This window comes from Paenibacillus sp. (genome assembly GCF_048976745.1).
Taxonomy (GTDB): Bacteria; Bacillota; Bacilli; order Paenibacillales; family Paenibacillaceae; genus Paenibacillus.
Genome location: NZ_JBHGUU010000006.1, coordinates 1456435 through 1482776 on the forward strand (window position 1 = coordinate 1456435; position 26342 = coordinate 1482776).

Consider the following 26342-nt stretch of genomic DNA (forward strand, 5'->3'; position numbering starts at 1 on the left):
ACTAATCCCCCTTGCTTAACGTACCTTGAAGTACCGACGATGTTGACTGTGTTACAATGTTTTCCGGCTGAGGACTAACGTTCCCCGGCTCAGACGGCACCAACGAACGACGTGGCAGTTTCCATTTATAATGTACAGAACACATCCGGAAAAACACAACGGCCGCGAAACATAGCAATAATCCGGCATTTGTTGTTAACCAGCCCATACCTATGACAAAACCGGCTGTCATTGCCCATACAGCATAGATTTCATCACGCAATACAAGCGGTTTACGTCCAGCAAGCACATCACGAATAACGCCTCCGCCAATACCGGTCATTACTGCTGCAACGATAACTGCACTAATAGGATGTCCCATGTTCGCTGCGTACAGTGCCCCTTGAATTGCAAATGCTGCAAGTCCGATTGCATCAAATAACGCCTCTGTTCGCTTCCAGTGGCTAATCCACTTGAGAGGCAATATAAACGCTACTGCTACAGATACTAAGGCTAACATAATAAGTGATCCCTGACTCCATAATGTCGTTACAGGTATACCTATAAGAACATTCCGGATAATTCCGCCTCCGAATGCCGTGACAAGTCCAAGTACCAGGACACCCAAAATGTCATACTCCTCTTCCATTGCCACAAAGGCACCGGACATCGCAAATGCGATGGTTCCTATAATACTGAATACTTCAAAAATGTGTAAGTCCAACCTGTTCAAACCTCACTTTTCAAGTCATCTCCATGTCGCTCTACCCATTGTATCCGCGAGCACTGAAATTGTGCAACCACATTTTGTGGATTATACTGGTTTGGTGAATATATTTGTACAGGTTCCAACATTATATTTGAACTATGAACTATGTTTCTCTGATATTAGGAAGGATGAAATAAAATGACGGTGAAACGGATTGTTATTTTTACAGGTGGAAACTTATCTGTAGAATTACTTCAGGAAATACGAGAAAATGATATGATCATCGCGGCTGATCGCGGCGCATTATTTTTGATCGAACACGGCGTTCAGCCTCATATTGCAGTTGGAGATTTCGACTCCATCTCCGAAGAGGAACGTATCATTGTTAGTAACAATAGCACAAAGTTCATTACATGTGACCCTGTTCATAAGGATCTTACCGATACGGAAATGGCTTTTGAAACAGCGTTGGATCACGAACCTACTCACATTCTTATGTTAGGTGCTACAGGTACTCGGATGGATCACACACTCGCTAATGTACATATTATGGTCCGTGCAATGCAGCATCATATCTCTTGTGTAATCCAGGACAAGCACAACTATATGACACTCACAACATCCAAAGCTGTGGTTGAACACCGTGACTATAAATATGTTTCTTTACTCCCCTTGACTCATGAAGTTACAGGAATAACGCTTGAAGGTTTCATGTATCCGCTGGATCAAGCCACCATTCGCATGGGACAATCCCTGGGTGTAAGCAACCAACTCTTAGGTGCTTCCGGTACAGTTACGATCGATAGTGGCTTACTACTGATCATTCAAAGCAAAGATTAAATATATCTGCATATCCTCTTAATTATTACGTTTTTGTAACCAATGATTTTGATAAGAAAATAGGCTGATACACAACAAAGACCCTTGAGATTCAAGGGTCTTTTCTATTTCATCTTTGTTTATCATTCGTCAATGATTAATTTTTTGACATTTTTAATTGTATTTTAATAAACATACACAAACCGCTGTGGCGCAAGGGATTACACATCCCTATCCAATTTCTAGGCTGTTACAAAGCTGTTATACTCGCTCTAGCAACTTAACGAAAACGAATTTTGGAGGTACTAACTAATATGAAAACAAACATCTTTGTCCAAAAGGCCGTAACCGTCGGGTTGTGCGCTACACTAGGTTTTGGAGCTGTATTAATGACTAATGCCCCTGTTGCACAGGCAGCAACTGCTTCTGTGTCCACAGGTCAACAGATTGTTAACTATGGTAAACAATTTACTGGAACTCCATATAAATTTGGCGCTTCAACATCAACAACCAAAGTTTTTGACTGCTCTTCTTTTATGAAATACATTTTCAAAAAGTATGGTGTAGACTTGCCGCGCACATCCGTGAGCCAATCTAAAGAAGGTACAGCTGTATCCAAGGCTAATCTCCGTGTTGGCGATCTTGTATTCTTCTCTAGCGGTAGCCGTTCTACGGGCTCCAATGTTACTCATGTGGGCGTATATGCAGGGGATGGAAAGATTCTGCATACGTATGGATCTCCAGGTGTAACGATCTCGGATCTGAACTCCGGTACTTGGAAGAGAACGTACGTTAAAGCTCGTCGTGTACTTTAGAACCATCTATAGTTAACAATGAAGGGCCGGATGATATTATCCGGTCTTTTTCTTTACCCTTTTTTCGCCATGCTTTAAACTGGAGATTCCTGGAATGCAGTGAAAAGAATGCAATGAAATATCTAATTTTTATCATGAAGCATATAACCGATCCCACGCACAGTATGAATCAGTTTCACACTTCTTCCCTTATCGACCTTAACCCGCAGATGTTTGATGTATACGTCCACAACGTTGGTATCCATGGCATATTCATATCCCCATACTTCCCGCAAAATATCACTCCGGGTACATGCTTTATTTACATGCAGCGCCAGAAATTCGAGCAGTTCGTACTCTTTTGGTGTTAATGTCAGGTACTCACCCGCACGATTCACCCGCCTTGAACGTAAATTCACTTTAAGATCATGAACTACAATTACTTCTTCACCCTCTTGTGTTGCATTCGCAAAAACACGCAATAAATTGCGTATTCTGGCTAGCATCACGGTCAAGTGGATGGGCTCCTCCATCACATCATTAGCTCCGTAATCCAGCCATTCCACGATGGACTGAGGAGATGCATCTGAAGTGATAACCAGTAGAGGTTTAACCTGACCTTTATCTATCCATCGTTTCAACTCTAATTTCTGATCCTGGTCATGATGTGACTTCCCTTCTTCCCGGTCTACCAAGATAATCAGGTTAATATGCAGCAACGAAGTCTCGACAGATTGGTTTAGTTTAGACCACTCCATTTGTTGCACCTCATACCCTTCAGCACATAAAACGTCGTAAATAAGGCTGACCTGCTCTCCTGCTCCAATCAGCAAAATAGCTGTTTTCACTGTTTTTCACCCGGCCTGTCTCTATCCCCGCTGCTCGTAGCAATGGTTGGTACCGTTAGCATGCCGTAAAATGAAAAAGTCCATTCCCTCAAGGGAACAGACTCTGCTTCTTTCTTGCTTTAACCAAAATAGCGATGAACGAGTGTACGCGCTTCAGCTGTATCTTTTGTTCCGTGTACGAGGACACGCCCATCCTGAAAAATGACCATTCTATAGGCTCCTGTTATAAAAGAAACCAGAAACGGATTGGATTCCACTTTTCCTTCTTGAAGTCTATCCAGGCGCTCCGCCGTATGTTGTAGATCCAGATTCATGCGCCGTGCAGGTCGGATCTGAACGGTATCCCTCCCGCACAACACATCGGTTTTTTCCAGATTGGACGCAGAAAGATATGGATACGTTGCAGAACTGCCGCAGGAAGGACAGTCTTGCTTTTTCGCACCATCCACATTGATGGATATGTATTCGTTCCTCCACACGTCAAATGACAATAACTTACGTCTCAATGCAGCTGCATTGCCACTAAGTAACTTCATCGCTTCTGCTGTTTGATTCGCCGTTACCATCTGCACCGCTTGGGGTATGATGCCAGACGTATCACAGGTATCTCCACCCAGAGGGACTTCACCCAGCAAACAATTTAAACATGGCGTATCTCCAGGCATAAACGTGTAGGTGATGCCGTAACTACCCACGCATCCACCATAAATCCAGGGAATACGGTGCTTCTGTGCCATATCATTGATGAGTAGCCGGGTATCAAAGTTATCCGTTGCATCCATGATCAAATCAGTATGCTGGACTAGTTCTTCCAATTCATCTACTCTGACATCCAATACTTTTCCTTCCACATGAACCGTGGAATTAATGGCAGATAACCGTTTCTCCGCTGCCATCGCCTTTGGTATCCGTTCAATCGCATCCTGCTCTACATATAATTGCTGTCGCTGCAGGTTACTCCACTCCACATAATCACGATCCACAATCGTTACGTGTCCAACTCCTGAACGAACTAACGTTTCTGCAATTCCTGTTCCGAGTGCACCGGCGCCTACAATTAAAACTCTGCTGCCCTTTAATCTGGCTTGGCCTTCCTTGCCAAGTGGCGCATAGCGTTCCTGTCTGGAATAACGATCGGCCTGTTCTGAGGATGTTAATTGATCTGTCATGTATGAACCATTCCTTCCACAGGACTACTGGCTGCTGCGTAACGCTTTACGGGAATCATGCCTGCCTCATATGCCAATCTACCTGCTTCTACCCCCAATCGCATCGCTTTAGCCATGCTCACTGGATCCCCTGATCCGGATACGGCTGTATTTAACAATACACCATCTGCACCAAGTTCCATGGCATAAGCAGCATCTTTTGGAGAGCGCAACCCTGCATCCACAATCACAGGCACAACGGCCTGCTCAATGATGATCTCAAGATTATAGGGATTAATAATGCCTCTACCTGCTCCAATGGGAGAAGCGCCAGGCATTACGGCATGTACGCCAAGCAATTGCAGCCTTTTGGCCAGAATGACATCATCTGAAATATAAGGCAATACGGTGAAGCCCTTTTCAAGCAAAATTTCGCAAGCCTTGTACGTTTCAATCGGATCTGGAAGCAATGTCTTTTCATCTCCGATGACTTCGACTTTTATCATATCACAAAGTCCCGAAGCCCGCGCAAGCTCGGCGATCCGCACTGCCTCTTCCGCAGTGGAAGCCCCGGCCGTATTCGGAAGAAGCGTGTATTGATCCAGATCCAATGTATCCAGGAAATGCTTCTGGTTACGTTCCTCCAGATTCAGACGACGAACAGCAAAGGTTAAAACTTCCGTCCCAGAAGCATCCACAGCCTGACTCTGCACTTCAAAATCCGAAAACTTGCCTGTTCCGAGCAACAATCTGGACTCAAACGTATATTTACCAATGTTCAACATCATCAACCGCCTCCTACAAAATGTACAATCTCGATTCGATCGCCTTCTCTTAATGCCGTTGTCTCATGATACTCACGCGTTAAGATGTTCCTGTTCAGCTCTACAACTACAGTCTTGACTTGCAGGTCAAATGATTGGAGCAGTTTATCCACTCGATTCAAGCTGTCTTCAATCTCCATCCGTTGACCGTTAACGATGATATTCACTGCACCACTCCCTTTCTGTTCAAACGCTCTGGATTCAGCGCTTCAATTCCGAGTTCTTCTGAGCTTTTGCCAGCGATTAACTCCGCGATAAGCCTGCCTGTTATTGCACTTAGCAAAATACCATTACGGTAATGCCCAAAGGCAGCGAACAGTCCAGGTATACTCTTGCATGCACCTATATAAGGCAGCCCATCTGGCGTTGCCGGTCTTACACCTGCCCACGCTCGCTTAAATTGCGCTTCTTTCATCCCGGGTACCCAGTGGGTAGCCGCTGTTAGCAGCTTCTGAACACCCTGTACAGAAACATTCAAATCCGTTCTGCCCGGCAGACTGGTTGCCCCGAGCCAAACTTCGCCATTGGCTTTGGGAACAATATAGACATCCTCTGCATAAACCGTTCTGTCAGGTCTGTACCCTGCATGTTCATCTGAGAACTGAACGGCAGCTATTTCTCCTTTTACCGACCACACAGGTAAGCTCAGATTCACATGTTTCATCAATGCTTCACTCTGTAATCCAGCCGCTATAACGACATGTTTGCACGTTATCTCACCGATCGATGTGGTGATCCCCTGCACGCCGTGTTCGTTTGCTTGTACATTTATATCCTGTATGTCCTCCATAAACCGCGCTCCCAACGCTTCAGCGGATTCGGCGTATGCCTTTGTTAGATGGATTGGAAGAACCTCACTCTCATAAGGTCTGTAGTAGGCTCCATACGTATCTCTGTTAAGCCATGATGCCTCCTGTTGCACAGTGGAATGATCCCACCACACCTCATCAGCAGACAAAGCAGAATTTCGATTGCTCTTATAGAGGCTTAATTCGCTGTATGATCGAAAAGGAGTCAGGAATCCATGGCGTTGCAGTCCAACTTCTCCCCGGCTGAGGGTCGCCATTAGTGCTTGTTGCTCAATAAGTAACTGCCTGCTCTGTCTGGCAAGCTTAGCCATCAAAGGATGAACAAAATCCTCACTATCTGCCGCCAGCATTCCAGCCGCTGCGCAAGAAGTGCCTCCTGCTATCGCCGAACGCTCCAGCAATAGTACATCCTGTCCACGGGAAGCAAGCTCATATGCAATGGCACAACCAACAACACCTCCGCCTAAAATAATCGTTTCTGCATGAATCTTATCCGGATTATAAGGTACACTTTTGCTTCTTGATTCCGTTTCAGAGTTCAGTTGATGACTGACATGATTCCTGTTCTGACCCGTTACGATCTCATTCATCCTCTCATCTCCTTTCACCGGCTTAGACTTCCTGTAGCAACGATAGCCTGCCTTAGTGATGCAGCTGCCCGATCCGGGGAATCGCTCGACCATACATTTGAGATCACGGCGACTCCCTGTGCCCCAGCAGAGCGAATCGCGTCGATGTTTCTGGGCTCTATGCCTCCGATCGCGATGACAGGAATGGAGACACCTCTGCATACTTTATCAAGAGCATATAATCCTCTTGGTTCTAGGCCACGCTTACTGTTGGTTACGTAGACATGCCCGAAGAAAAGGTAATCGGCTCCCCGTTCTTCAGCGATTTTTGCCTCCTCGATGGAATGAACAGATACACCCAGACGAAGTCGCTTCATATTGCTCATGACATCATTATTGGAGTTGTACTTGCGTAAAGCCTCTTGCCCCCAATGTACACCGCCATAGATGTCATTCTGCGGGGACAGCCCTGAACCATTGAGAACGATGCGACAAGATGGAACGCCAACGCTACGCAGACTTTCAGCCCAACCGATCTTATCTTGCCATGTGAGTTGTTTCTCTCGTATGTGGATATAGTCCACCCATGGCCAAACATCCCTTGCTGCTTTTACAAAAGATGCTTGATCTCCTGCACCCGTAGATACAACATGCAATTCAAATGATTTGTGAACATGTTCATGAGAAATTGACGTACCATCCCTCTCCTTCCATGGGTGAATTCTATGAGAACACAAAAAAGCCACTCCCGTAGGGGAGTGGCTGCGTATTAATTATAGGACCAGATGACTGATTGATGCATACAGTTCATTTCGTGCAATCCGGCTATGGACCTTATAGCCCTAACGGTATACACGGAACTGCATGTTTCAAATCGTTGAGCAGACGGTTGAAATCCTTTCGAGTTGCCGTTTGCTCACGTCATTCACTGAAACGCGCTCGCCACTTCCCTACGCTGGTATAATCCAGATCAGGTGCAAAGGGTCCAGAATCGCATTCTTCCATCTCAGCCGCATCGTGCGGCCCCCCTAGTGTTCATATGAAGTTGTAGCCTATGTTACCATAGACGGATTTTTTTGTCACCGTCATTTCTGTCAAACATTGTCTTACATCGTCTAGTTTTTCTCAGACCACTCTTCGACATTCCATGTTTTCGTAACCCAACCCTCGTAAAAATCAGGTTCATGGGATACCAACAACACCGTTCCCTTAAATTCTTGCAAGGCACGCTGCAACTCCGCTTTGGCTGTGACATCCAAATGGTTTGTCGGCTCATCGAATAAAATCCAGTTGCTTTCGCGCATCAGGAGTTTACATAAACGAACCTTGGCTTGTTCTCCACCACTCAGCATGTTGAGCGGACGAGTAATGTGCTCATTCTTTAATCCGCAGCGAGCGAGATGACCCCGGACCTCATTCTGAGTCAAATGTGAAAACTCATTCCAGACATCCTCGATCGGCGTGATATTTCCAGCACGAACCTCCTGCTCAAAATAGGCCGTTTCGAGATAATCTCCCAAAAAGGTCTTTCCACTCAGTGGAGATATTTTCCCGAGGATGGTTTTCAGCAGTGTCGATTTACCCACACCATTACAGCCTACAATGGCAATTTTCTCACCACGTTCAATCGTCATCGTCATTTTGGGCAGCAAAGGATACGTATATCCAATTTCAAAATCAATACCCTCAAAGACCGTTTTGCTACTCGCGCGGGCATCCTTGAATTTGAACGTTGGTTTAGCCGCTTCATCCGGGCGATCAATACGTTCAATCTTGTCCAGCTGTTTCTCGCGGCTCTTCGCACGACCTGAAGTTGAAGCCCGCGCCTTGTTACGCTGAATGAAATCTTCCTGTTTCTTGATGTACTCTTGCTGTTTCTCGTATGCATCAATATGCTGGGCTTTATTCATATCAGCCATCTCCAGGAACTTGTTATAGTTCGCTGCGTATCTCGTTAATTTGGCAAATTCCAAATGATAAATGACATTTACGACTTCATTCATGAATTCCGTGTCATGGGAGATTAAGAGAAATGCGTGCGGGTAGTCCTTCAGGTAACGTGAAAGCCATTCAATATGCTCAACATCCAGATAGTTGGTTGGCTCATCCAGTAACAGAGCTGTAGGTTTTTCGAGCAGAAGCTTGGCAAGCAGCACCTTGGTGCGCTGTCCACCACTTAGAGCTGCGACATCTCGATCAAGACCAATTGCAGACAAACCAAGACCATTGGCCATCTCTTCAACTTTTACGTCAATCAGATAAAAGTCGCCCTGTTCCAGTTGTTCCTGAATATCGCCCATCTCTTCCAGCAACTGCTCCAGCTTATCTGGATCTGCATCTGCCATCTGGTCCGTAATATTCATCATTTCTTTTTCCAATTCAAGCAACGGAAGGAAAGCATCCTTAAGCACATCACGAATCGTTTTGCCTGGCGTAAGCTTTGTGTGCTGATCCAGATATCCATAACGGACCTTAGGTGTCCATTCCACTTTTCCACTGTCTTTAAGCAATTTACCGGTAAGGATGTTCATTAATGTGGATTTACCAACACCATTGGCACCAACAAGTCCTACACGCTCTCCGGCGAGTAAACGAAACGATACATTTTTAAATAACGTGCGATCTCCAAAATTGTGACTCACGTTCTCTACTGACAATAAACTCATAAGATGAGGTTGCTCCTATCTATTAGACATTACTTTTATTATGGTTCCGAACCCCTATTCTAGCACAGGTCCCGTCTTTTCTGAAAGTAATGTAAACAGTTCAGGAACTCCTTCCAAGATTTTGTCATGTTCGCAAGCTAACGATTAGAGCAGTTATATTCGAAATAGCCTTGTGCAGCTGCTTGTCTTGCGTCTGTGAATACCTCTTCGGCACGGTAACCATTATCACATGTGGAGGGATAGTAGTACTTGATACCTGTTAATGGATCTACCCCACCTACGATGGCCGTCTTCTTCACAAGTCTGCCTCCACCAATTGCGTAATTGTTGATCTTCTGGTCACCCACACCTATACCTTGGATAAAGGCCATAATCCCTGTATCATTTATGGAGTTGTACCAATCTTCCTGCGCAATCAGGGGCATCGTAAATATATAGGAAATACCGTTCTTTCTGGCAAACTCATTATGGCGATTAATCACATCAGCCAGATTATCCTGCACAGTAGTCACAATCCGACTCCGTCTAACTTGTTCAAATCCGTTGGTATCCTGAAGTAAAGGAATCTGTGTGGTTGAAGCCAGTTCTTTTTGAAATCCCTCAATCCACTTCCCTGCGTTTGCGTCGTAAGCATATACGTAGTCATCGAGTGTAAAGTTAATACTGCTCCCATTTGAATCTGAATATGTATAAGGTCTCTTGGGGCTCCACACTTGCCTGAAAGAATCTTCACGGTTACCTGTCAACTCTGTTTCTGTGGACAACATATAATAACCATCGTAATCCAGAATAACCACTGCGGGAATGTAATTAAACATGTTTCGAATAGCTGCGGGATCATCCTGAATCCCCATGTTTAAAGCCATTGTCTGAGTAAATGTTAACAGGGCAAGCTCCTTGTCCGCTTTAACAAACTTGGTTGAATCATAACCTGCTTCATCATTTTGTTTCTCATTCTGATGCATGACTGCACCTGCATCCATGACTGCAGTTTGAAGTGCAGATCTGTATCGATATCCAAGGTAATTAGCCTCTACGGCATCTTGGGTATGGAGTGAGATGATCCAGAAGAGAGGAAAGAAGATCATTACAAATACAATGGATAGCTCAGTAATCTTCATTGAGAACCATACCTCCATATGTAACAAATACCGCTGAAGCCTGAGCCGTACCACTGAGCCATTCACGAATGAGCATGGAAGGCGTACGATTTGTATTTTGGAGCGTCACTGTGAAAAAATCCCCTGTTGTCAACGTATATCGTCGGCCGGGATCATCAGCCGGGATCACACCTGAGGACGGGAATAATCGCTCCCGAATCTGAGCCGAATAATATCCATCCTGTACAACCTCATAAGTCCCGGTAAAACTGTTTTTGTCCATCGGGTCCATATAATGAGGTACATATTTCTTATGTAAATGTTCCATCGACACCTCATACAGATTGCCCGTCTGGGCCAGTTGCTCCTCAAACTCAGCCAACATTCGAGGTGAAATATACCCTTTCGTTCGGACAGCATCGACAAAACGTGTTACATTCTGAACAGCCGTCATACGTGTTATATCATCCTGCCGATCGGCTGTTTCAGCAGCTGGATACACATAGAGCAGAAGGACTGCGAGCAATACGGCAAGTAACTTGGATGCGGCATTAATCAATTCACACTGGCCTCCTTCCAAAAAACAATCTTGATCAGTTCTCCAGTTTCATTTCGTATAAACTCAGGTCTGTAGATGGCATCGAGCTGGACAGGAATAGTCGCTGTTTTGCTGACTAGTGTATCGATCACATATGAAGTCCCGTCTACCTCTACAGGTATGCCTGTGCCCGTCATCTGTCTCACGGTATGTAACACTTCCGCACCACTATACTGAGATGGTTTGGTGGTATGCAATGTTGTTGTCAGACGACCTTCCATGCCTGCTGTTGTCCGTACTCTGTCGTTCAATGAAGCTGATAAAATCTTAACATTCTGTTGCCCGTACAGGCAGGCTGTCACAAATAGGACAACCGCCGTACAAAACAACATAAGATGCTGGGTATTCTGGGACATGTTAAACCAACTCCTGTCAGGATTGCTGGAAGATTAGCCCTCTTACCACGTTGGAACGGTCTTTTACGATAATCGCTTTGAATTTACCACTTGGATTGACATATTGATTGTCTTTTTCGCTCATGGTCTGGTTAATAATCCCCACTTTATCGTCAGGTGCAATAACCGAGCCATAATCCGCATTATTGAGATCCTGTGAAATGTTTAATTGATTGCCGTACCATTGACCCGCTTTATTTTTACCTGTAATAACTTGAATACCGAACTGATCCTTGTCAGCATATTTACGCAGTGCATTCGTAACCTGCGATCCACTGATGGTTGTTCCGTCATACACCGTAAATGCGGCCTGGGACAACTCGGTTTGGATATCAGCAAAATTGTTCTGGGCCGTCTTGGTTGCCTCCTGAGCCGAAATAAATAACAGAACTACAATTGTGATCAGAGCGATTGTCAAAAATATCCCTGCTGCCACCTTTAAAGCGCTTGATGCATTGTTCATGATAAATCCTCCCAAGTTATAAGTTATTAATATATTTCAGACTTTCACACGAATGAATGGTGCTACAGTTTCTGAATTTGTTCATAATAAATGTTCATCTGCAAGAAGCTCATACCGACCAATGGAATGACCAGATACAAAAAGATAAGTGCATACATGGGTGTAAATCCAATGGTTCTTCCCCATGATGCTTTTACATCTATCATTTTGCTGTACTCTTGCTTGCGTTGTTCAAAATAAAATGCCATCATGCTCTCGAGATCATCGAAGGCTTCACGTATTGAGATTTTGCCAAGAGCAAGCTGCAATTTATCAACCAGTCGCTGGAACTCAGGCAAGCCTGCCTCTTCCTTTAATTGTTCAAGTGCATGCTCTGGCCCATGTTCAAAATGCAACAAACATTTTTGCAGCGGACGCTTGAAAATGGCAGCAAATCGATTAAGCCATTCCAATATCTCTTCAACTGACATCCGGTCCATCTCACGCAAAATGGATATCACTGTCTGAAATTGATAGATTTCATGTCGCATATCCAATTTTCGCATTTTCCGCTGAAATAACATGAGCCATATGGGCATGTAGTACCCTGCTACACCCATGACAATCCCTATAATCATTTCCCACCAGCGTACATACTGCTTGTTATACACCTCAAGTTTTTGCATAATGCGTGCGATCGTCTCCGCCTGGGTGTCATGATCCAGCTGAACGGGAGATAACTGCTGTAACGCATTGGAGATGTCTTCGTATGTAGCTCCTCGGTTCATTTCTACACTTTCCAGCACGGATTGATCCAACGCTGTTTTTTCCTCGGCCTTCCTGAGGTCCGATTCAGCCATTGCACCAAACATTCGGTCATCCCGGATCGGATCATGCAAGATGTGATTACGTTCAACCTGATGCAACAGCAAGATGCAACCCATTGTAAGAACCAAACAACTTGCGAATAACATCACTCGACGAATGGCAAGCCATTCATATTTCAACTCTGAGCTGCTCTCCCTCATCAGACGTATCGTTTGACTGTACTGTGTACTGCCAGGTTTCGCTGCAAACAACATCGCCAATTTCCGTATAAACGTTTGTTTGTACAGAAACTGATCCAACCGTGAACGCTTATGCCCTGACCGGTAACGGGTCTCATCGTATTGCTGGAGCCTTTGCAGCAGCAAATAGGCAAGGATGATGATGACATAGATCGATATTTTGGTAACAAAACCAATTTTGCTGCGGTAAAATTCATCCATCGTTGGGAAACTGACTCTAGCCCAGCGTTCGATCGGAGCGGTGAATAATACCGGAGATAGCGCGATGATATTAAGTCCTTTGAGCAGGTAATCCAATTTATCACGCCTCAATATCTCTAGATGAATCTCCTGAGTCAGGTTACCGAGTCCTTTAAGATATATAGAGCCTTGTGCTCTGTCCTTATCCCCAAACTCCATCACCATATAGGAAATACCTGCGAATCCTTTCAGAAAACGGTTGGGAGCCACTTCATAATAACGTTCAAGTGCTTCATTCGGATCTGGGGAAGTTAAAGCTTCATAGATTAGTCTTACCTGTTCTGCTGCTTCTCCTGTACCTGCTTCAGCGGCTTCATAGAGCGCTTCCTCAACCATGCCATGCTGATGATACCGATGCCTTACGTCTGCAAAGATATCCAGCATCTGCACCAACAACCTCTTCTCCATTCGACTGAGGCACATATCTAGTACCAGACTGTTTAGAACCACCGCACAGAGCACGGACAATATGACAAAGGCGACACCCGGCTGCAGAAGAAACAGAATGACACTTATGCCTCCATAGCCTCCCAGGATAATCAGTACCACAGACATCGTCAGTCTTCGAAGTGAAGGCTCATCCCCTACATGTCGAAATGAAATACGCTTCTGCACTTGTAGAATATAGGCAGATAACAGTGGGACTTTCATTCCAAGACGGTAGGACTGCAACAAAAATGGTCCCAGTCCCTTAAATCCCTTCCCGCCGGGAGTTAGAATAACGCCGGATTGACTTGTTGTACCACCTCCTCTGTGACGTAACATACTTAGAACCAGAAGTGTGATCAGCAGTCCTCCTGCACAAATACTTAATACGAAGAGCAGAATCCATTTAATTGTCATGCTGATCACCCCAGTGTTGCTTCATAAACTGTTCAAATTTCTCGGCATCCTGTAATGTCATCTGTTCTCGCATATCCATCATGCTTCCAGAAGAGATTGGAGCTGTTGCAACATAATCTCCATCTCTGTACTCCACAACATTACGAAATGTAAAACCTGCCCTCTCTTCCACGTTATCACCTTGATTCGCACGAGGAAGACATTCCGTAATACGTTCGATATATCTTCGTCCCTCAGCATCTTTCTTCATATGAACATCGAAATTGATGACACTCACAACCTGCTCCTCAGCAATATGCTCATGCTGGAACATACCTGTCTTGAGCAAGGAATTACGGAGAGAGAAAACCAGATCACGGAACGTTTTGGCATGGTGGGTAAACAGGGTAAACAAACTGGCGACCTGAGACATTTGAATCATCCATGCGGCCACTTCATCACTCGCAACCTCACCAAGAATATTGACAGTACCATCCGTTTTTTTCTGCAAATCAAGCCCTTGTTGACCTGAAATATGTTCAGTCTCTCGGAAACTCAAGATATTACGTCGGCTATAGATCCGTCTTAATTGAAGTTCAAACGCCATCTCCTGCACCCGAAGGGTGTACGATGCATATATGTGTTTGACCATAGCCATAAGCAACGTTGTTTTACCAGAACCCTGTGCCCCGGTTACAGCTGTGATACGGCTTCCTTTCATCAGGTATTGAAGTAATGTAATTGGCAGATCTGCGTTGTTACCCGTAATTAATTGTTCAAGTGAAGCATTCGGAATATCGAACTTCCGGACAAAGAATGCCCACGATTCTGCAAAAGGAGGACGGACAACTACGACTCGGGAGCCGTCTTTCATCTCGTTCACCTTGTATCCACTTGCTTCAGACAACTGTCCCGGATAATTGTATTTGTATATATTTTGGCATACCCTTTTCAGTTCTCGGATGCTGCCAAATGACAGAAAGGCTAGATGAATGGACTTACCTTTATAAAAAATCCAGACACTTTCCATACCGCTAAGCGGTTCTTCATGTGTATCATCCTCCAGTCCTTGATCCAGCAAATCATTCCATGATGCCGGTTTTTGAAGTCCCATATTATGAACAGCATCAAGCATACCGCTGACACCACCACTAACGCCATCAATACGTTGGTCCCTGATCTCATCAACAACCGAGAACCCTTTGTAATGTTGGTAGATACGCTGTACGATGATATCAATCTTTTCTCTGAATCCAAGCTCTCGATATTCGCACTCGAAAACATAGTGAATGTCTTCCTCGGATATATAATAACTCCCTCCGTCGTCCGTACCCTCCTCCATTCTCAGCCTTCCCAGATCGTAGGTATCAATCAATCGGGAGAGTGCATCCACACCGAATTGCTGTCGGTACAGATAAAACACAATTTCGAATCGGTCCTGGATTGTCAACAAATCTGTTTCTGCAAACAAAATAACTTCATCTACATTGGATTTGTTCAGACCTATGCTTCGGGTCAGCAAATCCCCTATCAGATTTTTGACATACGTTTTGTCGCTGATACTGCCTGAGACACAGCCTTTCAGCGCTTTTCTCATCTCGGTACGTTGATTGATTCTTCGACGATATTCTTCTTCGTGCAGTCCTGCATCCGCGAGTTGACTATGACTAAGCTCATGAAGTGAGTTCTTCACCTTCTCAATCAGCGTGTCAATCGTGAAGGATTCCTGTTCAGGAACACGGGCATTCTTATCACGAAGAAGTGTTCTATACTTGAACCAGATATACGTCAGGCACAGAATCAGAATTAAACTTATCCATATGGTATTCCAGAGCATCGGAGGTTCAGGCTCCCCTTTCCAGCCTCTTCAGAACTGTGCGCATACCTGCACCGTCCATAATCAGGCGAGCGAGTTCGCTCATGCTTGCAGCAAAGCTCCCTTTACGAATATCCTTATCCTCAGTCAAACTTTCCAACTGCAAGTACCTGGCGACATCTCGCCGATTCATTGCATCCAGGTAACCAGTTGTGTACGGGATCGCAGAGATCGTACCTTTGTATCTGAACTGGCGCCGAATATTGGAAAGCGTTGCACGGGAGTGAGAATCGTATTTGTTAATGACAACATGCATATTCTTATTGTTCATTCGTGCTGGCAGAATCTCTTCAAAGAACAACTCCAGATTTCGCATATTTTGATCGAGATTAATGACAACATAGTCCGCTTGTTGCAGCTTGAGCTGCAAATCGACATCAGCATGATCCGCATTCAGAAGAACCAGATCATAATACTCGTTAGCTACTTTCAGCAGCTTTTTCACAGTCTCACCCTGTTCCTGCGGGGAACGTTCCATCTCATCAATTCTTCCAGTCAGGAAATCAAGTCTTTCCTTCAGAAGTGGCTTGGTATAATCCCTAAGATTGTGCTTATTCAGACTTCCACTCGAATGCAGCCGTTCAATCGCATCCCAGCCACCTTCTTCGAAGGAGAACATAAAATCCGCTGAATTCGAATCTTTGGATGGTAGAGCAGCTTCTGTGCCAGTTCCAGCAAGGCCTGCATTAACAAGTAACACTCTTGTCCTGTAGTGAAGCGCCATCGCATAAGCACTAATTAATGTACTTGAAGTGCATCCCGTTCCTGCAAAAGGGCTCCAAAAGGTAATGGTACTCATGCTCTCATCCTCTCTGCTTCTTTCATCGCACGGCGACTGCGAACACTTTCCCAACCTGTTAACTGCTCGACCACGCGGCACAACGATTTTTTGTAATTTCGCGACAAAGGTCCCAGATGAACTCGGCGATGATGCTCATTCTCAAGTTTAACCGCTGCTGTTAACTCATCCCATGGAAGCACTAAGGATTCTCCTGTCCACACAAATGGACTGCCCTCCAGATATGCCCACAGATAACGAGCTTCAAGTTTGCAATCAACCCCGTTAATTAAGAGCCGCTGAAATGACAGCTCACCAGGCAATGACTGTTCTTCAAGCAATCGCTTCAACCAACCCTTGCCACGTTCCAGATTGTAACGCTCATAATCACTCACCCAGACTCTTACATCAGCAGTTAGCCAGAGATTACGTGAAGCAAAATGTGAAGTCTCCATGTCATATAACACATAGTCGTAACTGTCCAATCGCTCACCATTTACTTCAAGATGATTCTCAACAGCTGCTGAAGTAACAAAATGACAAGCAATATCAAATCCTTCAAATTCGGTAATTCGTAAAGACTGCTGACTGTCACCTACACCGTACCCATACTTCTGTTGTAAGGTTCCATCTACGAGCAAGACCTTGTTGCCTGTCGAAGCCAATATCTTGCAAAGATATAACATCAGATCATTCTTCTCACATAAACCCGCAAAGATCCATGTATACATAGATGTTACAACTCCTTTCCTTTTTCTAAAACTCTCTGTTATCTGAATTTTCCTAAAATAAACCTCGGTTTTTGCTCTATTCTCCGCCCGTTAGCAAGCTCTGCTGTTCTGTTTGTGAAGCTTCAGGATCATTTACACTTCCAGAATTAGCTCCTGCTCCGTTTCCTGAACCATCATTCCACATCACTCCATCCGATGTTGCCGGATTATTGGCTGATGGGCGACTATTATAGGTAACTGAGGATTGTGCCACATCCTGTTCCACTCCTTTGGATGGTGCTGTCATGGAAGCAGCCAGTGAACTTTCAAGCGAACTTCGCACCTGTCTGGATAACTCCTGTTCGGCTCGTCGAACAATATTTGGATCACTCTCCAGCAGTTTTAACACTTCTGAATTCGCAGGATACGTCGCGATTGCAGGTGTCTGAAACTGTGGTTCTACATAGGTTAAGGCATAGATTGAAGCTTTATGTAAATAGGCATCTACAATTGCACTTGAGAGTGACAGAATCTCTTCTTCCGTCATCGTAATCCATAAGGTAGCTGCATTGAGTCGTTCCACTTTCTTCTTTGATAAAAGAACATAGTCTTGTCCGGTAGGGAATTGGATACGAACATCAATAATATCTCCCTTAACGAGTGAGGACGGCAGCAATACAACTTGCAGCTCTCGATTTCTTAAATCAGGCGGAGCCGGTGTATCCTCATATACCATCTCAGTGGTTATGGCTGTTCCTTTTTTCAACTCTATTTTGGCCACTTGGCCTTCCATCTGCTTGGTACTGGACCAGAGATTTCGTGGTGCTTGTGCATCCGGAACAGCAATGAGCTTCAGATCCTCCGGTAATATCGGTTCACCTGCTTCAATATCCCGAATTGTGACCCATCCTTGTGCTCCCGAATCCCATTGTTGCTTTAACTCAGCTTCCTTTTCCTCATATGCCGATAAATACCGGGCTTCTACGGCTGACCTGACATCCCCCATCGTTTTGACATTATAAATAATATATCCTCCGAACACCAACCCTACAGCTCCTGCTCCAATAAGCCCGGCATAGATCAGTTGACGGCTTTGTTTTCTTAATTTAGACAAAAGAGGCTCTCCTTTCGTAATCTCGTCTAATCATGTACTTTCCTTCGTGAAAAGAACGAACGTTTCTTGGGCTGCTGTGCCATCATATGCATTAAAATATGAGAAAACACCTTATCCATCTGTGCATCCTTGTCAAAAGGATCAATATGTAGCGGCAGACCATACACACTCGATGTATCCAGAGCTTTACGAATGCGCTGAACTGCTTCACTTGCTGCCAGGGGCAGGCAATATATCCATTTCTCTTGAGGATACCGATGATGTGATCGAACAAAAGCGCCAATCTCCGCCTGTCTCCATTCGGCACCTGAGCCTATCACAATCGGCAGATCTGCACGCAGAAATTCTTCCAGCCGATTCTGGTCCTGACCACTACCGAGATCCATCACGATGAATTGATAACTCCCCCCAAGCAAAGACAATATATCCGCTCGCCCGGATTGTTTCCAATAATGCACACCATCCACTGCAAACTGTCTGCCTGCTGGCACCGGTTTACCCGCTTGAGCGATTTGTTGAATTCTTGCAAAGGATTGAGAGCGAGGTGACATTTCAATCACAGCTACTTTGAAGTTTTGCCTTTCGAGATAATGACTGATAGCTATAGCGGTGTGGGTAACCCCTACACCAGATGAAGCACCAGTCAAGGCAATAACTCTTGTTCCACCATTCAAGGTTATGGTTGCATCTCCACCAGGCGATATTCCACCGGGTATTCGGAGCAGTTCCTTCCGCACCTCATCGGCAGATTGGAATCGTTCCTCGGCATTATACCTTAACAGTCTTCTTGCCACAGGGATGTACGTCCGTGGAACATCACTCCGGATAGAACTTTCCACACCCTGAATCCATTCCGTATAGGCCCCACTAGTCATAAGGTACAGCAGCAATGCTCCGAGTCCATATAGATCCGAACGGGCATCGGTCTGACCCGAGCCATATTGTTCTGGAGCGGCGAAACCAGCTGTTCCCAACTTGACGGTATCTTCGGCACTTTGCGGTTTGTAACTTCTGGCGATGCCAAAATCGATTAATCTTACTTCATGTTCCGGGGTGATCATGATATTGGATGGTTTCAGATCCCTATAGATGACAGGTGGATTCAGATTATGCAGATAACTCAACACATCCAGCAATTGAAGCACCAGCCCCGTTAACTGCTCCATCGGGATCTTCCCGCGACACTGCTTGAAATACTCACTAAGCGTTAACCCTTCAATGTATTCCATCACCAAGTACGTGTACCCATCTTCATCCGGGACAAAAAAATCAACAATCTGCGGTAATCTTGGATGACGAAGAGATGTCAGGAGAGCAGCCTCTGTCTCCATGCTGCCTTCATATGGCATAGCGGTCACACTTTCTTTAATTGCCCATATCTTGCCCGGCAGCTTCAAATCCTCCGCCTCGTATACATGGCTCATTCCGCCTGTTCCCAGAATGGATACGATACGATATCTACCTCCCAGCAGGCTTCCGCGTTCCAGCCTGGCCGGATGTCTCATACCAATTCCTCCTTCAATACACAACAAAAAGGGAAAGCTTCACCGAAGAAGAACAGACCGGATAGCCGGTTCGTTCGCTTCGGGATGCTTTCCCTCAGGTTTGTTATGGTTAATATTGGTATCATTATAGTACAGGCAGGAATAGATTGTAAAGTACAAAATTTAATGAGCTTAATCAAATCAATTTCGTAATATCTTTAGCTGCTTTAATCCAGGCTAGATCTCTTAATATTTGACCATATAGAGTGTAATCTCTTCCCGATTATGGAATAACTGCTTGGAACGTTGAATCTGCATCCGTGAACGCTCAAACGTATCGATAACATCTTTAATAAGTGCGAGCGGTTTTTTATGCAATAACTTCACGGTAACAATTGCTGTTCCCCCGGGTTGCAGACTATATAAAAGGTCTGATACAAGTCGGCTCATCAGCTTGGGACTCCAACTCATATCACATACGAGCAGATCGAATTCCCCTTCACGGAAGCGCACATCCCCTGCGTTTTTCTTCAAGAAAGTCAGTTTTGGTGATGCCAGCAGTGTTGCATCCATCTTCGCCGGATCTACCGCCGTTACTTCAAGCCCGCGTTCAAGCAGGAACGAGGTCCATCCACCTGGTGCTGCGCCGATATCAAGTGCTTTATGAAATGAAGTAAAGTCAATGCCAAACGTTTGCTCAGCTTCAAGCAATTTGAACTTGGCACGTGAGATCTGTCCATCTTCTTTTTGAAAACGTACCGCTCCCCCGCTCCAGTCTGACAGGTTCTGTTCAGGTCTGGATACACCAGCATACAACATATCATTCGCAGCAAATACGGAAATGACATATTCAGCATCACGTACAACCCATTCACATCCTAGTTCATCCAGCTTTTCAGTCAGCAATTGCTTCAATGAGGCTGCATTTTCTTGCCAAAAGCCTCCTTCTGTCTTCCGTACCTGTAGTACGACAGAAGCACCAGTCAGTTCCTTATGATTCAATACAAATGCAATCAATTTCTCGATAGATTGTTCCGAATCTTCTGTATTCTCCTGAAACTGAACAGGCTGGATATGACGTAAAAACGTTGGATACTCTGCCCACAGCTTACTTGCAACTTCTTCCTCCGCTACAGGCAGACCCGCAAGCAAGATTTCTCCAGGTACAAGTACTGTGCTCTTGACTGCACCAAACGTACGGCGTAATTCTTCCTGTGCATAAGGGGCAAAGCCATGATTGGCTGTGCAGATAAAACGGGAGAAGTTACCTTCTTCCCAAGATGATTGTGTACTCAAATTGTGTTACCCTCCAGAACGTACGCGTATCCATGGACGACCGTCATCCCACTGGATATCGACCGGGACATCGTACGTATGCTTAATTGTATCTTGTGTCAAAACTTCATGCTTGGGGCCAGCCGCCGCAATACGTCCATCGCGGATCAAAGCTACATGCGTAAATAAAGGGACGATCTCTTCAACATGATGTGTTACATATACAACTGTAATGTTACGCTGGCGCAGACGATCAATCTCAGCCAGCATTTTCTCACGTTCATATAAGTCTAACCCGGCACAAGGCTCGTCCATAATCAGCAATTTTGGCTCAGCCATTAATGAACGAGCAAGCATGACTTTTTTGCGCTCCCCTTGGGATAACGTTCCAAGTGGGTTGTTAGCCAGGTTGGCAAAGCCCATGTCATCTAACAAACTCATTGCCTTTACTTTGACTTCATCAGGAATGGTCTGATAAAAACGCAAAAAAGCATAAGCTCCTGTAGCGACGACCTCCCATACCGGATCTCTCGGTGTGAGTTTCTCAATCAAGGTTTGGCTGATATAACCGATTTCCTTACGTACTTCCCTTACGTCACATTGTCCATACAGATTACCGAGTACTTCAATGCGTCCCTGGCTTGGAAACATATATCCGTTCATCATTTCCAGCAAAGTTGTTTTACCAGAACCATTTCGACCTAGAATAACCCAATGCTCGCCTTGTTCAATGTGCAAATGCACATTATCCAAAATTTGATTTTCTTCTCGTCGAAGTGAGACATGTTCCATCGAGATTATACTCATTTCAGCACCGCCTTCCGGATCTCCGTGAGCAAATGCTCCACAGAGGTCATCCGATAAACCATTTTTGGAACATCTTGCTGCCCGTCAAACAGCATCACTGCTGGCACACTTGAAATTTGAAATTGTTGTACAAGTTCAGGAATGTCATGGATGTTCATTTCGGATAAAATGCCTTCTGGCAGCATGTGCTCAACAACCTCCAACATACGCCGGGCTGCCGCACATGTCCCACATAAAGGGGTATATATAAATACAGCCTGGGGCATGCCTTCCCATACGCCGCGCATTAACATTTTTGATGTAATTGGCTTCATGAACTTTCTTCTCCTGCAGCAACACGCAGCATGACCTCACCCGTCATTGGACCATTATGAATGGTTACCGAATCGGGTTTATTGCTATATAACATCTCGTACATCTGGCGTTTCCCAAACATACTGGATGTATGCAAATAGATTTCACGCGGAAATAAACCTTCTCGTACAATGGATGCCGCAACCTCACCGCCATTTGGCGAATCCGGACCAAGTTCATAATCCAGAGACAGAATGTCCACGTCACCTTCTCTTAGCAGCATCAGGCACTCTTCTGCATTCGTTGCCAGAACAAATCCTTTCGGACATGCCCGATAGTCATCCAAAAAAACATGCATACAATCGCTCCTCTCCCCATTATATCCAGGAACGCATGAGCACTATATCATCACGGTGCGTTCCATCTTCGCCCGTTTCTGTCTCGAGCACAACAACCGCTTTTTGAAACTCTGGGGCTGTTAACAATGCTTTCATTGATTCATTTCCGATATATCCCTGTCCGATTCTCGCATGTCTATCCTTACACGAACCAGACGCATATTTGGAATCATTAAAATGTACAGCAGCAACATCATCCCAGTATCCGAGCACCCTGCCCTTATCCAGCATTGCCGCTTCGTTGCCTGACGACCACAACCCTGAAGCAAAAGCATGGCATGTGTCAAAACAAAACGCAATATGCTCCGGATATCGGCTTAATTTGCGAATCTGTATCATTTCTTCCATTGTCGTGCCCATGGGGCCATGATCACCTGCCTGATTTTCAAGCAAAACTTTCGAATGACCATCCCAATCCTCCAAGGCGGTATCCAGACAATGAATGAGGTTCTGATACCCCTCCAGCGGATTGTGTGTTTTGATATGTCCAAAATGGACCACCGTCCCAACAGAACCGCAAGCATTCGAAATTTCAAGATCATTGCGAATGGAAGCTATTGTAGCATGAAACCCCGCCTCTCCACGGGTCATGCCCAACGCCGGATTCGTAGGATAGGGTGAATGGGCAATCGATGCCAGTCCATGCTGTTCACACCAATCCCTGCACTGCTCAGCATCCTTGAGATCCAGACTTTTCAGACCAAGACTACGCGGGTTCTTTGGAAAATACTGAAACGCCGTTGCCCCCATTGCATGTGCTCTCTTGGCTGCCTGTAAAAATCCACCTCTCGTGCTGACATGTGCCCCGATTCCGTTGTTAGGCTTCATGCTGGCATTTCGGACAGAAGAATGCCTTCTTGCCCGTAATTTCCACTCGTTCAATCGTTCCCCCGCAGCGCGGACAAGTCTCGCCTTCCCGATCGTACACCCGACATTGCTCGTCAAAGCTTCCGGTCTTCGTATCCCCTTGCATCAGTGGCATTTCCATATAACCACCTTCAGAAGCTGCTTCGCGCAACACGGACTGCATCGAATGGAACAGGCGCTCCGTCAGCTCAGGTGAAGTCGCGATGTTCTGCGTTTTGGAGCTGGGTCTCAGACCTGCAGCAAACGCAATTTCATCCGAATAACAGTTGCCAATTCCTGCAATGATATGCTGGTTCACCAAGGTTGTTTTGAGCGTCCCTCGACGACCTTTCAACAGAGAAGCAAAACGTTCCACATTCATCCGTCGATCCAAAGGTTCCGGTCCAAGATCGGACATTGCCGCTTCGGTTTCTTTCGAAGTAAGCAGATGTAAATACCCCAAGCGCAGTCCAATAAAGAATAAAATGTGATCTCCAAACTGGATTTCCACCTGTGTGGAACGATCAGGGCGTTCCTCTTCCGTGCCCCAGAAAATCATACCACCCAACATAAGGTGCAACACCAGACGTTTGCCATTAGCCAAGTGGAAAATCAGATGCTTCGCTCGGCGTTCAACAAATATGATCCGATTGCCTGTAAGTTCATTGATGAACAGATCAGGCTCCGTATTTATCGTTTTATCACGATTAATGACAACACCTGTAATCGGTAGATCAAGTATTTTCTCGGACAGCAAGGTCCGGTAATTTTCCATTTCCGGCAGTTCCGGCATCGTACATTACCCCTTTTTGGAAGCTTGGTCTGTCTCTTGCGACAGCCACTCCATCAATTTATGCAAATCTTCAAACACATGATCAGGTCGAGCCTTGGCTGCTTGGATATGTCCATCCATATTATCCCGTGTTGTCACACCGGTAAGTACCAGCAACGTCTCACATCCTGCTGCAACTCCAGCTGCAATATCGGTTCGCATATTGTCTCCGATCACTGCTACTTCATGAGACGCCAGGTTAAGCCGGCTAATGGCTGACTTCATTATAACACTCGATGGTTTGCCTATAACTGTAGGACGAACTCCGGATGCGGCTTCAATTGCTGCTCCAATTGTTCCCGCCCCAGGCGTCAGTCCATCATCGGAAGGAAGCTGCAGATCCGGGTTGGTCATGATGAATTTTGATCCCGCATTAATCCACCGTAGCGCCTTGGTCAGTTTATGATAGGAAAACTCACGATCAATCCCCTGTATCACGTATTCAGGTGCATCTTCTGTCAACTGTAGTCCTGCTTCTTCTATGGCTTGCAGCAGTCCTGCTTCCCCAATACATGCCACTTTTGCACCCGGGGACTCTTCAGCAACGTATTCAGCAGCTGCCACAGCAGAAGTACATACTTGAGACGCGTCGGCAGGTATGCCCATACCGTTCAGGTGATCTGCCACACCTTGTGGTGTGCGAGAAGAATTATTGGTTACGAATAAATACGGCTTTCCTAGCTCTTGCAGTGTTCGAATAAGCTGATCGGCTCCTTCGATACGATGTCTGCCATGATAGAGCGTACCATCCAAGTCAATCAGATAGGCCTTAATCACACACAGCACTTCCTTTCTTTATTCCATTAACGTTTCATGTCCTTAATCATTTACCTTGAACTTGACCGCGAACCTATGTATTCAGGCAAAACAATAATGGTTTGCTGACATGTGCATGTAACAAGTCGAACCGGATCGAACACCGACGATTTAACTCGCGCGTCTTCTGTACAAGCTTGTCATTTCCTGCGCTTTCCCGGAAAATAATTTGAATCATTTCCCTCTTTATATTGCCCATCCTACACGCTTTCTGACCAGATTGCAAAAGGGACCGCGGGAGTTCCACTCCCTCAGTCCCGTACAATTACCCGGTTCTTTATATGACGTGTTTAGCCTACACTGGATCGCATTCATGGTCAAGATTCTTGCTTGCGATGCACGACAGGAATAAGCTGGTGTTCGTTTGCAAGTCTGGTATTCGGGAATACGGACTGGGCCTCTTCCAAAAGTGGCTGCAGCTGATCCTCATCCTTATAACGCGAGCTGAAGTGAGTCATAATCAATTGACCTACATTCGCTGCTCTAGCCGCTTCTGCCGCTTGTTTTGAAGTACTATGATAGTACTCATGTGCTGTATCGGCCAGATCATGCATGAATGTAGCTTCATGGACAAGTACATCTGCACCTATGGAAAGAGGTTGCACATTGTCGCATGGACGTGTATCACCCAATATGGTGATCACCATACCTCGTTTTGGCGCTCCCAATACATCTTCTGGACGAAGCGAATCACCGTTATCCAGCGTAATGGTTTCCCCACGTTTCAGCCGGCCGAACAATGGGCCTGGTTTCAAACCGTATTCCGCCAGTTTGGCCGGGTCCAGGCTTCCTGGACGATCTTTTTCCGTAATCCGGTACCCATAGCTGTCAATTCGATGCTCAAGCAAAGCAGCTTCCACGATAAAACTGTCATCCTCGAACAGGACGCCTCCCGTATGTTCCACGATATTCAAATCATAGTTCACCCGGGATTGGCTAAGCTCCATTGTTGTACAGATCATTCGTTCCGTACCTGGCGGACCATATACCGTTAATGGTGTGGTGCCACCTTGATAGGCTCTGCTCGAAAGTAGTCCCGGAAGTCCAAATACATGATCACCATGCAGGTGAGTAATGAATATTTTCTCCAATTTGCTTAGTTTAAGCGGCGAACTTAAAATCTGGTGCTGCGTTCCTTCCCCGCAGTCAAACAACCACAAAGCTCTGCGCTCATCCAACATGCGTAGCCCAATGGAAGTTACATTCCGTTGAAGCGTAGGTACACCAGCATTAGTTCCCAGGAAATATAGTTCCATTCTGGATCGCACCTCTTTCTGTTGCCA

28 protein-coding genes and 1 riboswitch are annotated in these 26342 nt (G+C 45.4%); of the genes, 2 read left to right on the forward strand and 26 right to left on the reverse strand.

Features of this window, described 5'->3' with window-relative positions:
* Position 1: 1 nt before the first annotated feature.
* The gene (locus ACE3K2_RS13025; RefSeq protein WP_421890513.1) at positions 2-703 is read right to left on the reverse strand and encodes a trimeric intracellular cation channel family protein; all 702 of its coding nucleotides are present in this window, start codon (positions 701-703) and stop codon (positions 2-4) included.
* A 183-nt stretch (positions 704-886) separates the two neighbouring features.
* On the opposite strand from ACE3K2_RS13025, the gene ACE3K2_RS13030 reads away from it, so the two are divergent.
* Both ACE3K2_RS13030 and ACE3K2_RS13035 read left to right on the forward strand, forming a co-directional pair.
* Positions 887-1528, forward strand: coding sequence for a thiamine diphosphokinase (locus tag ACE3K2_RS13030; RefSeq protein ID WP_421890516.1), 642 nt, complete (start codon positions 887-889; stop codon positions 1526-1528).
* 293 nt (positions 1529-1821) lie between these two features.
* The gene (locus tag ACE3K2_RS13035; protein WP_421890519.1) at positions 1822-2322 is read left to right on the forward strand and encodes a C40 family peptidase; all 501 of its coding nucleotides are present in this window, start codon (positions 1822-1824) and stop codon (positions 2320-2322) included.
* Between the two features lie 122 nt (positions 2323-2444).
* Here the strand turns inward: ACE3K2_RS13035 and ACE3K2_RS13040 are convergent, their stop codons facing one another.
* From ACE3K2_RS13040 to rnz, 25 genes are all read right to left on the reverse strand, one after another.
* Positions 2445-3149, reverse strand: coding sequence for a winged helix-turn-helix domain-containing protein (locus ACE3K2_RS13040; RefSeq protein WP_421890521.1), 705 nt, complete (start codon positions 3147-3149; stop codon positions 2445-2447).
* Positions 3150-3268: 119 nt separating this feature from the next.
* The gene (locus ACE3K2_RS13045) at positions 3269-4318 is read right to left on the reverse strand and encodes a ThiF family adenylyltransferase (protein WP_421890524.1); all 1050 of its coding nucleotides are present in this window, start codon (positions 4316-4318) and stop codon (positions 3269-3271) included.
* Complete coding sequence (locus ACE3K2_RS13050; protein ID WP_421891217.1) at positions 4315-5082, reverse strand: thiazole synthase; 768 nt, start codon at positions 5080-5082, stop codon at positions 4315-4317. Before ACE3K2_RS13050 ends, ACE3K2_RS13045 begins: the two co-directional genes overlap by 4 nt.
* A 2-nt stretch (positions 5083-5084) precedes the next feature.
* Positions 5085-5288: a sulfur carrier protein ThiS gene (thiS, locus tag ACE3K2_RS13055; RefSeq protein WP_421890527.1), complete on the reverse strand. Its 204-nt coding sequence runs from the start codon at positions 5286-5288 to the stop codon at positions 5085-5087.
* A complete protein-coding gene (gene thiO, locus ACE3K2_RS13060; RefSeq protein WP_421890529.1) occupies positions 5285-6520 on the reverse strand; it encodes a glycine oxidase ThiO in 1236 nt (411 codons plus the stop codon). Before thiO ends, thiS begins: the two co-directional genes overlap by 4 nt.
* Before the next feature lie 14 nt (positions 6521-6534).
* Positions 6535-7083 carry a thiamine phosphate synthase gene (locus ACE3K2_RS13065; protein WP_421890532.1) on the reverse strand — a complete coding sequence of 183 codons (549 nt, stop codon included), beginning with the start codon at positions 7081-7083 and terminating at the stop codon, positions 6535-6537.
* Between the two features lie 346 nt (positions 7084-7429).
* Positions 7430-7539: riboswitch (TPP riboswitch) on the reverse strand.
* 75 nt (positions 7540-7614) lie between these two features.
* Positions 7615-9165, reverse strand: a complete 1551-nt coding sequence (locus ACE3K2_RS13070; protein ID WP_062834886.1) for an ABC-F family ATP-binding cassette domain-containing protein — start codon at positions 9163-9165, stop codon at positions 7615-7617.
* Between the two features lie 137 nt (positions 9166-9302).
* Complete coding sequence (locus ACE3K2_RS13075) at positions 9303-10286, reverse strand: hypothetical protein (protein WP_421890535.1); 984 nt, start codon at positions 10284-10286, stop codon at positions 9303-9305.
* Entirely contained in the window at positions 10273-10824 is a 552-nt protein-coding gene (locus ACE3K2_RS13080) for a hypothetical protein (RefSeq protein ID WP_421890538.1), read from the reverse strand. Before ACE3K2_RS13080 ends, ACE3K2_RS13075 begins: the two co-directional genes overlap by 14 nt.
* Positions 10821-11219, reverse strand: coding sequence for a hypothetical protein (locus tag ACE3K2_RS13085; RefSeq protein WP_421890540.1), 399 nt, complete (start codon positions 11217-11219; stop codon positions 10821-10823). Before ACE3K2_RS13085 ends, ACE3K2_RS13080 begins: the two co-directional genes overlap by 4 nt.
* A gap of 16 nt (positions 11220-11235) precedes the next feature.
* Entirely contained in the window at positions 11236-11721 is a 486-nt protein-coding gene (locus tag ACE3K2_RS13090; RefSeq protein ID WP_062834890.1) for a hypothetical protein, read from the reverse strand.
* A 62-nt stretch (positions 11722-11783) separates the two neighbouring features.
* Positions 11784-13850: a hypothetical protein gene (locus ACE3K2_RS13095; protein ID WP_421890543.1), complete on the reverse strand. Its 2067-nt coding sequence runs from the start codon at positions 13848-13850 to the stop codon at positions 11784-11786.
* Positions 13840-15666 (reverse strand): ATPase, T2SS/T4P/T4SS family, encoded by a 1827-nt coding sequence (locus ACE3K2_RS13100; protein WP_421890546.1) that lies wholly within the window; start codon positions 15664-15666, stop codon positions 13840-13842. Before ACE3K2_RS13100 ends, ACE3K2_RS13095 begins: the two co-directional genes overlap by 11 nt.
* A gap of 7 nt (positions 15667-15673) precedes the next feature.
* Positions 15674-16504, reverse strand: coding sequence for a hypothetical protein (locus tag ACE3K2_RS13105; protein WP_421890549.1), 831 nt, complete (start codon positions 16502-16504; stop codon positions 15674-15676).
* Complete coding sequence (locus ACE3K2_RS13110; protein WP_421890552.1) at positions 16501-17214, reverse strand: hypothetical protein; 714 nt, start codon at positions 17212-17214, stop codon at positions 16501-16503. The genes ACE3K2_RS13105 and ACE3K2_RS13110 overlap by 4 nt, the downstream gene beginning before the upstream one ends.
* A 76-nt stretch (positions 17215-17290) precedes the next feature.
* Entirely contained in the window at positions 17291-18307 is a 1017-nt protein-coding gene (locus ACE3K2_RS13115; RefSeq protein ID WP_421890555.1) for an SAF domain-containing protein, read from the reverse strand.
* A gap of 26 nt (positions 18308-18333) precedes the next feature.
* Positions 18334-19812, reverse strand: coding sequence for a serine/threonine protein kinase (locus ACE3K2_RS13120; protein ID WP_421890558.1), 1479 nt, complete (start codon positions 19810-19812; stop codon positions 18334-18336).
* A 225-nt stretch (positions 19813-20037) separates the two neighbouring features.
* On the reverse strand, positions 20038-21087 hold the full coding sequence (locus ACE3K2_RS13125; RefSeq protein WP_421890561.1) for an SAM-dependent methyltransferase: 1050 nt from the start codon (positions 21085-21087) through the stop codon (positions 20038-20040).
* A 6-nt stretch (positions 21088-21093) separates the two neighbouring features.
* On the reverse strand, positions 21094-21867 hold the full coding sequence (locus ACE3K2_RS13130; RefSeq protein ID WP_421891220.1) for an ABC transporter ATP-binding protein: 774 nt from the start codon (positions 21865-21867) through the stop codon (positions 21094-21096).
* Between the two features lie 2 nt (positions 21868-21869).
* The gene (locus ACE3K2_RS13135; RefSeq protein WP_421890564.1) at positions 21870-22187 is read right to left on the reverse strand and encodes a thioredoxin family protein; all 318 of its coding nucleotides are present in this window, start codon (positions 22185-22187) and stop codon (positions 21870-21872) included.
* On the reverse strand, positions 22184-22525 hold the full coding sequence (locus ACE3K2_RS13140; protein ID WP_421890568.1) for a cyclic-phosphate processing receiver domain-containing protein: 342 nt from the start codon (positions 22523-22525) through the stop codon (positions 22184-22186). Before ACE3K2_RS13140 ends, ACE3K2_RS13135 begins: the two co-directional genes overlap by 4 nt.
* Before the next feature lie 19 nt (positions 22526-22544).
* Positions 22545-23393, reverse strand: a complete 849-nt coding sequence (locus ACE3K2_RS13145; RefSeq protein WP_421891224.1) for a deoxyribonuclease IV — start codon at positions 23391-23393, stop codon at positions 22545-22547.
* Positions 23383-24204 (reverse strand): Fpg/Nei family DNA glycosylase, encoded by an 822-nt coding sequence (locus ACE3K2_RS13150; protein WP_339234519.1) that lies wholly within the window; start codon positions 24202-24204, stop codon positions 23383-23385. The genes ACE3K2_RS13145 and ACE3K2_RS13150 overlap by 11 nt, the downstream gene beginning before the upstream one ends.
* Positions 24205-24210: 6 nt before the next feature.
* Positions 24211-25020, reverse strand: a complete 810-nt coding sequence (locus tag ACE3K2_RS13155; RefSeq protein WP_421890572.1) for a TIGR01457 family HAD-type hydrolase — start codon at positions 25018-25020, stop codon at positions 24211-24213.
* Positions 25021-25376: 356 nt separating this feature from the next.
* Entirely contained in the window at positions 25377-26315 is a 939-nt protein-coding gene (gene rnz / locus ACE3K2_RS13160; protein ID WP_421890575.1) for a ribonuclease Z, read from the reverse strand.
* Positions 26316-26342 lie beyond the last annotated feature (27 nt).

Coding starts and splice junctions, on each gene's coding strand:
- ACE3K2_RS13030 (WP_421890516.1), top strand. CDS start 887: ATGACGGTGAAACGGATTGTTATTTTTACAGGTGGAAACTTATCTGTA.
- ACE3K2_RS13035 (WP_421890519.1), top strand. CDS start 1,822: ATGAAAACAAACATCTTTGTCCAAAAGGCCGTAACCGTCGGGTTGTGC.
- ACE3K2_RS13045 (WP_421890524.1), bottom strand. CDS start 4,318: ATGACAGATCAATTAACATCCTCAGAACAGGCCGATCGTTATTCCAGA.
- ACE3K2_RS13050 (WP_421891217.1), bottom strand. CDS start 5,082: ATGTTGAACATTGGTAAATATACGTTTGAGTCCAGATTGTTGCTCGGA.
- thiO (WP_421890529.1), bottom strand. CDS start 6,520: ATGAATGAGATCGTAACGGGTCAGAACAGGAATCATGTCAGTCATCAA.
- ACE3K2_RS13070 (WP_062834886.1), bottom strand. CDS start 9,165: ATGAGTTTATTGTCAGTAGAGAACGTGAGTCACAATTTTGGAGATCGC.
- ACE3K2_RS13075 (WP_421890535.1), bottom strand. CDS start 10,286: ATGAAGATTACTGAGCTATCCATTGTATTTGTAATGATCTTCTTTCCT.
- ACE3K2_RS13085 (WP_421890540.1), bottom strand. CDS start 11,219: ATGTCCCAGAATACCCAGCATCTTATGTTGTTTTGTACGGCGGTTGTC.
- ACE3K2_RS13090 (WP_062834890.1), bottom strand. CDS start 11,721: ATGAACAATGCATCAAGCGCTTTAAAGGTGGCAGCAGGGATATTTTTG.
- ACE3K2_RS13095 (WP_421890543.1), bottom strand. CDS start 13,850: ATGACAATTAAATGGATTCTGCTCTTCGTATTAAGTATTTGTGCAGGA.
- ACE3K2_RS13100 (WP_421890546.1), bottom strand. CDS start 15,666: ATGCTCTGGAATACCATATGGATAAGTTTAATTCTGATTCTGTGCCTG.
- ACE3K2_RS13105 (WP_421890549.1), bottom strand. CDS start 16,504: ATGAGTACCATTACCTTTTGGAGCCCTTTTGCAGGAACGGGATGCACT.
- ACE3K2_RS13110 (WP_421890552.1), bottom strand. CDS start 17,214: ATGTATACATGGATCTTTGCGGGTTTATGTGAGAAGAATGATCTGATG.
- ACE3K2_RS13120 (WP_421890558.1), bottom strand. CDS start 19,812: ATGAGACATCCGGCCAGGCTGGAACGCGGAAGCCTGCTGGGAGGTAGA.
- ACE3K2_RS13135 (WP_421890564.1), bottom strand. CDS start 22,187: ATGAAGCCAATTACATCAAAAATGTTAATGCGCGGCGTATGGGAAGGC.
- ACE3K2_RS13140 (WP_421890568.1), bottom strand. CDS start 22,525: ATGCATGTTTTTTTGGATGACTATCGGGCATGTCCGAAAGGATTTGTT.
- ACE3K2_RS13145 (WP_421891224.1), bottom strand. CDS start 23,393: ATGAAGCCTAACAACGGAATCGGGGCACATGTCAGCACGAGAGGTGGA.
- ACE3K2_RS13150 (WP_339234519.1), bottom strand. CDS start 24,204: ATGCCGGAACTGCCGGAAATGGAAAATTACCGGACCTTGCTGTCCGAG.
- rnz (WP_421890575.1), bottom strand. CDS start 26,315: ATGGAACTATATTTCCTGGGAACTAATGCTGGTGTACCTACGCTTCAA.